This window comes from Desulfobacter sp., from assembly GCF_050177295.1.
Genome location: NZ_JBFXHE010000366.1, coordinates 1 through 4,545 on the forward strand (window position 1 = coordinate 1; position 4,545 = coordinate 4,545).

General features: G+C 48.4%; 5 protein-coding genes. All 5 read left to right on the plus strand.

What is annotated here, in order from left to right:
• Positions 1 to 411: glycine betaine ABC transporter substrate-binding protein (locus AB7U36_RS19095; RefSeq protein WP_428161239.1), on the plus strand; the 411-nt coding region annotated here is incomplete at its 5' end.
• Positions 412 to 570: 159 nt separating this feature from the next.
• The gene (locus AB7U36_RS19100; protein ID WP_428161240.1) at positions 571 to 864 is read left to right on the plus strand and encodes a hypothetical protein; all 294 of its coding nucleotides are present in this window, start codon (positions 571 to 573) and stop codon (positions 862 to 864) included.
• A 302-nt stretch (positions 865 to 1,166) separates the two neighbouring features.
• Positions 1,167 to 2,417: a BMP family ABC transporter substrate-binding protein gene (locus AB7U36_RS19105; protein ID WP_428161241.1), complete on the plus strand. Its 1,251-nt coding sequence runs from the start codon at positions 1,167 to 1,169 to the stop codon at positions 2,415 to 2,417.
• A gap of 4 nt (positions 2,418 to 2,421) precedes the next feature.
• On the plus strand, positions 2,422 to 3,939 hold the full coding sequence (locus tag AB7U36_RS19110; protein ID WP_428161242.1) for an ABC transporter ATP-binding protein: 1,518 nt from the start codon (positions 2,422 to 2,424) through the stop codon (positions 3,937 to 3,939).
• Positions 3,940 to 4,034: 95 nt separating this feature from the next.
• Positions 4,035 to 4,545 (plus strand): ABC transporter permease (locus AB7U36_RS19115; RefSeq protein ID WP_428161243.1); only part of this gene is annotated, 511 nt, incomplete at its 3' end.

The following is a 4,545-nucleotide window of genomic DNA, read 5'->3' on the forward strand; positions in this document are numbered from 1 at the left end:
TTCTTTTACACCTGGACCCCGAACTGGACCGTATATAAACTCAAACCCGGGAAAGACGTGATGTGGATCAACGTGCCTAAAATTCTACCCACTGAAGCCCAGGCCATGGCCGTGGACATGATGACCCAGTCCGGCATCGACGGCGCAGTTATGGATCCGGTGAAACTGGGATTTGTTGTTTCGGATATCCGTATGGTAGCCAACAAAAAATTTTTAGCGGACAATCCTGCGGCCAAAAAAATTTTTGAACTCTTCACTCTGCCCCTTGCAGATATTAATGCGCAGAACACCCGCATGAACGCGGGTGAAAAATCAGCAAAAGAGATCCAGAAGCATGTCACGGAGTGGATTGCTGAAAATCAGAAAAAATGGGATGACTGGCTGGCCCAGGCCAGGGCCGCTGCAAAATAGACTGTTCCTTTTTTTCAAGATATAAGCCCCCCCCCCCCCTGCAGGGGGGGGTCTTATTTTTGGTGTTAATATTCTGAGTAAATAGTTGACGGTGGGGCTGTAATTATCGTATACTTCTAAAGTTGTACTAGTTCCCAACTATAAACAAAGGAGATAACGATGAAAATTAAGATGAGTGTAGTGATTGTTAGTTGTGTTTTTCTTTTCGCAATGATCTTTGCCGGTTGCGGACAGCAGGACAAGCCGAAAGAAACCGCCAAAGCACCTCAGGTTGAAACCCAGGCTGCTGAAAAAGTTGAAACCCAGACTGCTCAACCTGAAACCCAAGCAGTTAAGGAAGTTGAAACCCAAGCCGCTGAAGAAATTAAAACCCAAACTATTGAGGAAGATAAAACTCCAGCTGCTGAAACGCCTGCAGAGGTACAGGAAGCTCCCGCTGCAAAAAAAGAATAGAAAGCCGGTTTTATCTATTCAGGCCCAATGGGCGATTTAGAGTGGTCCCGACCCATGAACTCGACAAAAGAATGGATTGCTAAAAATCAGGCCAGATGAAACGACTGGCGAGCCCCCGGGCCGCTGCAAAATAGAAGGTTCTTTTTTTCGATAGATCCCCCCCTTGCAGGAATACCAACCTGCAAGGGGGGGATTTTTTTTGGTGTTAGGAGCCTGTGTTTAAATAGTTGACGACAAACCAGCAATTATCGTATGATCCTAAAAATTTCTTGATACCCATATTATAACCTTTGGAGATAACGATGAAAACCAAGATGAGAGTGCTGATTGTCAGTTTTCTTTTCGCGATGCTCATTGTCGGCTGCGGAGAGCAGGACAAACCGAAACAAGCACCTGAGAAAACCACAGAAGTTGAGGCAAAAGCATCTGAAAAAACCGCAGACTCCCAGGAGGCACCGGCTGAGGAAAAGAAGCTGAAAGCCGGTTTTATCTATGTGGGACCGGTGGGCGATTACGGATGGTCCCATGCCCATGACTTAGGCAAAAGGTATGTTGAATCTCTCTATCCTTGGCTGGAAACCGTTATTGTTGAATCGGTGACTGAAGCGGATTCCCTGAGAATCATGGATCGTCTTGTCCAGCAGCAGAAATGCGATGTGATCTTCACCACCAGTTTCGGATACATGGATAACACCGTCAAAGCCGCTGAAAAATATCCGGATACAAAATTTATGCATTGCGCAGGGTTCAAACGTGGCGCCAACCTGGGCACCTATTTTGGCGATCTGTATCAAATATACTACCTCAACGGTATGATGGCAGGAATATTGACCAAATCCAATAAACTTGGTTATGTTGCCGCCTACCCCATTCCGGAACTGATCCGCCACATCAACGCCTATGCCCTTGGTGCCAAGGCCGTCAACCCCGATGCCACCGTGGACGTGAAATGGATCTATGCCTGGTACGGGCCGGACAAGGCCAAAGAAGCAGCAGAAGCACTGATTGCTGAAGGTTGTGATGCCCTGGCATTCACCGAGGACACCCCTGCGGTCGTTGAAGTAGGCCAGGCTCATTGTGAAAAAGGCAAACAGATCTACACATTTTCCCATTATTCCCCCATGCAGGTGTATGGCAAAGATTCTGTGGTTTCAGGCCAACGCATGGACTGGGGCGGAATGTATGCCAAAATCCTGAAAGATATACATGAAGGCACCTGGGATCCCAGTCAGGACGTCTGGTGGCTGGCCAAAGAAAAGGCCGCTATTCTGGGCGGGAGTCCTGATGAAGCCGTCAACACCAAATTTGTTGAACCCCTGAAACATGCCATGATTAAAACTGAACAATTTGGTGAAATCAGCGCCTATGACCTGGTCATGAAACGCTATGAGCAGATGAAGCAGGGCGTTGAGGTATTTGATCCGTTCATGGGTCCGGTTTCCGACAACAAGGGAGAGATAAAAATCAAGGAGGGGGAACGTGCCTCCAAAGATGATCTGCTTTCCATGATGTATTTTGTGGACAATGTGAAAGGCGAAATCCCCAACAAATAGTTTTATGATTAAGATACAACGCCTTGAAATGAAGGATATTTGCAAATCATTCCAGGGGGTTCATGCCAACAAGGATATCAATCTTGAAGTCAGTTCCGGAGAGATATTAGGCCTGCTCGGGGAGAACGGTGCCGGCAAGACAACGCTGATGAATATCCTTTACGGCATTTACCAGCCGGATTCGGGAACTATCCTGATCAACGGCAAGCCCGTTCGTATCTCCAATCCGGTGGAATCCATCAATCTTGGCATCGGCATGATTCACCAGCACTTCATGCTGATCCAGAACCATTCCGTAATTGAAAATATCGCTTTGGGATATAAGGACACCCCGTTTTTTTTCCCCCGGAAAGTGTTGCGGCAAAAAATAAAAGCGTTTTCAAGCCAGTTTGATTTCCAAATTGACCTTGATCAAAAGGTATGGCAGCTTTCCGCCGGAGAGCAGCAGCGGGTTGAAATCATAAAAACCCTTTTAAACGGTGCAGACCTTCTCATCCTGGACGAACCCACATCCGTTCTGACGCCCCAGCAGATCAAGGAGCTCATTGAAATTCTTCGCCGGATGAAGGCCGCCGGTCACAGTGTGATTTTCATCTCCCACAAACTTGATGAAATCATGGAGATCTGTGACCGTGTGACCGTACTGCGCAAAGGGCGGATTGTGGGCGACGCCCGAACCAAGGACACGGATAAAATGGGACTGGCCCGGATGATGGTTGGCAAAGACGTGGCCCTGACGATGGACAGGCAGAAACTGCCCAGGGGAGACCGGGTGCTCAGTGTCCGGAATATTCATGTCACTGGGGACAAAGGCCTTGTCGCAGTCAAAAACGTATCCTTTGATCTGTACAAAAATGAAATTTTCGGTGTGGCAGGTGTAGCCGGCAACGGGCAGCGCGAATTGGCCGAAGCCATTACCGGCATCCGGGCCATCGACTCCGGCAAGGTGTTGATCAACAACCGGGATATTACCAACCTGTCACCCAGACAAATTTATGACAATGGGGTCTCCCACGTCCCCGAGGAACGCATCCGATTCGGCATTGCCCCGGGTCTTTTTTTGTATGACAATGCCATCCTCAAACAGCACCATCGTAAAAAATTCTCCAAGCGGTATTTTCTTAAATACGAAAGTGTCAAACGTCACACAGAGTGCATTATCAACGAATTCCGGGTGGACACCCACTCCATTGACAACCAGATTAGAAACCTTTCCGGCGGCAATATCCAGAAACTGATTTTAGGCCGGGAAATAAGTGAACAACCCCAGTTGCTGGTGGCCTCCCACCCCACCTACGGGCTTGATGTGGGCGCCACCCAGTTCCTGCGTAAGCACCTGCTGAAACTGTGCCGCCAGGGTAGTTCCGTGCTGCTGTTTTCAGAGGACCTGGATGAAATTTTCGAACTGTGCGACCGGGTGGCCGTGATTTTCGCAGGTGAGTTCATGGGGATTCTGGAGACGGACGATGAGCGCATCAACGATATCGGATTGATGATGGCCGGATCAAAACGCATTGAGTAGTGAGTCTTGAGTAGTGAGTAGTGAGAAAAACAGCTTGTTTTTAAATCTCACTACTCAAGACTCAAGACTCAACACTTTTAAAAGATATATTACCCATGATACGGATTACTACAAGCAACCGCTACAATATCACCCCTTTAAGGTCCTTTATAACCAATATCGGCGCCCTTGGGGCCGGCGTCCTGGCCATCGGCCTTATTTTCCTTACCGCAGGCGTCAACCCCTTGTATGCGGTGTCCCAAATCTTTATTGAATCATTTGGCTCTGTTTACGGCATCAAGGAAACCATTACCAAGGCCATTCCCTTAATTCTCATCGGGGCCGGCCTGACCCTTGCCTTCAGGGCCAAGTTCTGGAATATCGGTGCCGAGGGCCAGCTGCTCATGGGCGCCATTTTTGCCACATGGACGGCCCAGCATCTGGGAAACGCCCTGCCCTCTGCTCTTATCGTTCCGTTGATATTTACAGCCGGCTTCATTGGCGGTGCATTATGGGGCATTATACCGGCCATACTGAAAATTAAATATGCCATCAACGAGGTCATCACCACCCTGATGCTCAACTATATCTGTGCAGAATTTTTAACCATGCTTATTGTGGGGCCAT